The sequence below is a fragment of the Mycobacterium sp. TH-M106 genome (genome assembly GCF_057473765.1).
This window is the reverse complement of the sequence record NZ_JBYCLE010000066.1, coordinates 1-3827: the sequence shown is the minus strand read 5'-3', so window position 1 is coordinate 3827 and position 3827 is coordinate 1. Positions and strand designations below refer to the sequence as shown.

Below are 3827 nucleotides of genomic sequence, written 5' to 3'. Positions count from 1 at the left end.
CCGCGGCGCAGCTCCGCCTCGTCCATCACGTCGTCGTGATAGAGCGTGGCCAGGTGCACCAGTTCGATGACCGCGCCGGCGACCGTCACCTGCCAGGCGTCCGGTTCCGGCCCCAACTGGGCCGAGAGCACCGTGAAGAGCGGGCGGAACCGTTTGCCGCCGGCCTCGAACAGGTGCGTCACCGCCTCGGTCATCAGATCGTCGCCGCCACGCAGTTCGGTGTCCATCAGCTCTTCGATGCGGGCCACCCCGTCGCGGACGCCGGCGGCGAACGCCGAGTCACCGACGTCGCTGAGATCCAGGCCCGCCACCACGGTCGCCGGTGTCCGCACAGCTCCAACATACTGGTGAATGTGGATACCAACGCCGACGTGGTGGTGGTGGGCGCCGGGCCGGCCGGGTCGGCGGCGGCCGCCTGGGCCGCCCGCGCGGGGCGCGACGTGCTGGTGATTGACGCCGCAAGCTTCCCCCGCGACAAGCCCTGCGGCGACGGGCTGACCCCGCGCGCGGTCGCGGAGCTGGAGCTGTTGGGGCTCGGGGACTGGCTGGACACCCACATCCGGCATCGGGGTCTGCGGATGACCGGGTTCGGTGGCCAGGTGCAGGTGGACTGGCCGGGGCGAGCGTTCCCGTCGACCGGCAGCGCGGTGCCGCGCACCGAACTGGACGAGCGGATTCGCAAGGTGGCCGAAGAAGCCGGTGCGCGGATGTTGCTGGGGCGCAAAGCTGTCGGCGTGCGCCATGACTCGTCCGGCCGGGTGCGCTCGGTGCAGCTGGCCGGCGGCGCGCGGGTGGATTGCCGACAGCTGATCGTCGCCGACGGCGCCCGGTCCCCACTGGGCCGGATGCTGGGCCGGCAGTGGCACCAGCAGACGGTGTACGCGGTCGCGGCCCGCGGGTATCTGGCCTCGCCGCGCAGCGACGAGCCGTGGCTGACGTCGCATCTGGAGCTGCGCGGACCCGACGGCTCTAAGGACAAAGTGCTGCCCGGCTACGGCTGGATCTTCCCGCTAGGCAACGGCGAGGTGAACATCGGCGTGGGTGCCCTGGCGACCGCGAAACGGCCCGCTGACCTGGCGTTGCGGCCGCTGCTGGGCTACTACGCCGACCTGCGCCGCGACGAGTGGGGATTCGACGGGCCGGTGCGGGCTGCGGCGAGCGCGCTGCTACCGATGGGCGGTGCGGTGTCGGGCGTGGCCGGGCCGAACTGGATGCTGATCGGCGACGCCGCCGCCTGCGTCAACCCGCTCAACGGCGAGGGCATCGACTACGGGTTGGAGACCGGGCGGCTGGCCGCTGAGCTACTGGGGGCCGCCGATGTGTCGCGGGCGTGGCCGGCGGTGCTGCAGCGGCGCTACGCCCGCGGGTTCTCGGTGGCGCGCCGCATGGCGTTGCTGCTGACCTTCCCGCGGTTTCTGCCCAGCGCCGGCCCGCTGGCGATGCGCTCGACGGCGCTGATGGGCGTTGCGGTGCGGGTGATGGCCAATCTGGTCACCGACGACGACGCCGATGCGGTGGCGCGGGTGTGGCGCGCGAGCGGGCGGGTATCGCGGCTGATCGACCGTCGACGTCCATTCAGCTGACAACCGTTCGTCACCCTGGAGCTACCGGGTGGCGACGTGCAGGGCGACGATGCCGCCGGTGAGGTTGCGCCAGTGCACCGCCGACCAGCCGGACCGCTCGATCTGCCGCGCGAGCGCCGCCTGGTCGGGCCAGGCCCGGATCGACTCGGCGAGGTAGACGTAGGCATCCGGGTTGGAAGACACCACGCGTGCGACCGACGGCAACGCCCGCATCAGGTACTCCTTGTATACGGTGGCGAACAACCCATTGAGCGGGGTGGAAAACTCGCACACCACCAGCCGGCCGCCGGGCCGGGTGACTCGCGCCATCTCGCGCAGCGCCGCGTCGGGTTCGGCGACGTTGCGCAGCCCGAAACTGATGGTGACCGCATCGAAGACGCCGTCGGAGAACGGCAGCCGGGTGGCGTCACCGGTGACCTTCGGCACGTCGCGCCGGCTGCCCGCCGCCAGCATCCCGACCGAGAAGTCCGCCGCCACACACCAGGCACCCGAGCGCGCCAGCTCCACCGTCGAGACCGCGGTCCCGGCGGCGAGGTCCAGCACCTTCTCCTCGGGCTGCAGATGCAACTCCGACCGGGTGGCCCGCCGCCAGTAGCGGTCCCGGCCCAGCGACAAAACCGTGTTGGTGCGGTCGTAGCGGCGTGCCACCGCGTCGAACATCGCCGCCACCGCACGGGGATCCTTGTCCAGGCTCGCGCGGCTCACCGCATCGACGCTACCGGTTGGATATGGTGGCCGGTGCGCACGTACGCGCAGGCACGAGGTGATGGATGCGGTCCTGGCTGGGAGCATTGGTGATGCTGGTGGCATGCGTGATCACCTTCCCCGGTCCAGCGGGGGCCGACCCCGAGGCGCCGGGTACTTCCCTCGCCCCGGATCGCTTCGGCGTGGTCGCCGGATCTGCCGATGCCCCGGTGCAACTGGAGTTCTTCTGCGACCCGCAGTGTCCGGACTGTGCGAAGTTCGAGTCGGCGTCCGGGACGGCCATCGGCCGCTATCTGGGCAGCGGCCAGCTGGCGGTGACGTATCGGTGGCTGACGTTCCTCGACGACAGGCGGCACAACGATACGTCCGCCCGGGTCGGCAACGCGCTGATGCAGGCGGCCGACCCGGCAACTTCCGCGGCTGCCTACCAGGCCTTCGTGGCCGACCTGTACCGGCATCAGACTCCGCGCGGCGGCGATCCCAACGCGCCCAGTGTCGACGAGATCGCCGGAATGGCCCGCGAAAGCGGTGTGCCCGATCAGGTGGTGGACCGGATCGTCTCCGGTGAGCCGCGCGTCGACACCGTCGCGATGAATGCGGTCAACCGGGCCCGGCTCAACCAGGTGAACCCCGAAAACCCGGGCACCCCTACCGTTGACGACGTCAAGACCAACAGCCTGGTGGACACCGATGAGCCCGGCTGGCTGGACCGGCTGGTACAGGCCGGCTAAGGCACTATTTCCAGAAAGCGTTCATCGGTTCGGCGTATTTGTCGTTGTCGGTCAGCGGAGCCAGACCCAAGGCGTCTTCAATAGTGGACATCAGGTTGTACTGGTTGTAATAGGTGTCGGTGGTGAAGGGGCCGGCTTGCATCCCCCCATCCGTCACCGCGCCCTCGTTCGGGATGACGATCATCGGAACATTGTTGCCTTCGTTACCGAGGCCCAACGACAGGACGTTGCTGTCCTCGTCCCACGTGATGATGATCGCGTCCTTCTCGTTCGGGTCAGTCCACGTCGGCGAGTTCTCAATGGTGGATATCGTCTGCTGCAGGTACTGGTCGCCGGCCGCGACGTTGTACTGCTGGTTCGTGAGGTTGCCGACAATGAACTTGAGGATGCCACTAAGAGAATTGATGGGGCCTTCCATGTTGCTGGCCTCGTCGGGTAAGACCCACGAGAAGTCCGGGAAGGTGCTCGGTTTCTGCAGAGCGCTCGACAAATCCGACTGCGGGAAAATGTGTTCCTGCAGGTAGGCGGGGGTGTTGTGGTAGACGTAGCTGAAGAGACCGAAGGGCGTTGCGTTGACGGCGTCACCCGGCGTTATGTCGGTGGTACCCGCCGGGATGCCTTGGTCGTAGCTGGCCCACGATACGCCCTTCTGATCCATTTCCTGCATGAGGCTGGGCGCATTGACGACGACCGTGTTGGGATCGTAGTCGATGCCGAAGCCCGACCCGCCCATGATCCGCATGTAGTTGGCGTCGCTGGGGTGGCTCAGCGAGTAGTAGTTGCTGTCGAAATCTTCGGTCTTGATCAG

General features: G+C 68.4%; 5 protein-coding genes. 2 read left to right on the top strand and 3 right to left on the bottom strand.

Going from position 1 to position 3827, the window contains the following annotated elements; translation table 11 throughout:
- A partial coding sequence (locus tag AC2VOP_RS02175) for a polyprenyl synthetase family protein (RefSeq protein WP_486959445.1) occupies window positions 1–332 on the bottom strand: 332 nt, incomplete at its 3' end.
- A 15-nt stretch (window positions 333–347) separates the two neighbouring features.
- Between AC2VOP_RS02175 and menJ the strand changes: the two genes are divergently transcribed.
- Window positions 348–1583: a menaquinone reductase gene (menJ, locus tag AC2VOP_RS02170; RefSeq protein ID WP_486959444.1), complete on the top strand. Its 1236-nt coding sequence runs from the start codon at window positions 348–350 to the stop codon at window positions 1581–1583.
- A 21-nt stretch (window positions 1584–1604) separates the two neighbouring features.
- Here menJ and AC2VOP_RS02165 read toward each other — a convergent pair whose 3' ends face one another.
- Window positions 1605–2288: a demethylmenaquinone methyltransferase gene (locus tag AC2VOP_RS02165; RefSeq protein ID WP_486959443.1), complete on the bottom strand. Its 684-nt coding sequence runs from the start codon at window positions 2286–2288 to the stop codon at window positions 1605–1607.
- A gap of 65 nt (window positions 2289–2353) precedes the next feature.
- Between AC2VOP_RS02165 and AC2VOP_RS02160 the strand changes: the two genes are divergently transcribed.
- Window positions 2354–3019 carry a thioredoxin domain-containing protein gene (locus AC2VOP_RS02160; RefSeq protein ID WP_486959442.1) on the top strand — a complete coding sequence of 222 codons (666 nt, stop codon included), beginning with the start codon at window positions 2354–2356 and terminating at the stop codon, window positions 3017–3019.
- 4 nt (window positions 3020–3023) lie between these two features.
- On the opposite strand, the gene AC2VOP_RS02155 is transcribed toward AC2VOP_RS02160, so the two are convergent.
- Window positions 3024–3827 (bottom strand): alkaline phosphatase family protein (locus AC2VOP_RS02155; RefSeq protein WP_486959441.1); only part of this gene is annotated, 804 nt, incomplete at its 5' end.

What these genes read in the sequence shown, in the direction of transcription:
- AC2VOP_RS02160 (WP_486959442.1), top strand. Translation starts at nt 2,354, where the DNA reads ATGCGGTCCTGGCTGGGAGCATTGGTGATGCTGGTGGCATGCGTGATC.